This window comes from Psychrobacter sp. GW64-MNA-CIBAN-0177 (assembly GCF_040309585.1).
Lineage (GTDB): Bacteria > Pseudomonadota > Gammaproteobacteria > Pseudomonadales > Moraxellaceae > Psychrobacter > Psychrobacter okhotskensis.
This window is the reverse complement of record NZ_JBEOOY010000598.1, coordinates 1-237: the sequence shown is the minus strand read 5'-3', so window position 1 is coordinate 237 and position 237 is coordinate 1. Positions and strand designations below refer to the sequence as shown.

The window sequence follows — 237 nt, the reverse complement described above, 5'->3', positions numbered from 1 at the left end:
CTTTGTGTTTGGCTTAAACGCTTAATGGCATTGTTGTAACGCTTCTCGAGCACTTCAACAATTTCAGGCCACTTTTTACCGGTTAATTTAAGATTTAACGCGTCATATTTAACGCGCTGACGCCAAAGTTCATTCACTTCGGCTTCATCTTTTGGCCATTGCGCATCTTTGCGATCAAATTCATACGCATCGCCAGCTTGAGTAAAATCGAACTCTTTATCAAGCAAAGACAACGCA

Annotated in this window: 1 protein-coding gene; it reads right to left on the bottom strand. The window is 41.4% G+C overall.

The window, feature by feature from the left end:
- A partial coding sequence (locus tag AAEY79_RS16350) for a hypothetical protein (protein WP_352289819.1) occupies window positions 1–237 on the bottom strand: 237 nt, incomplete at both ends.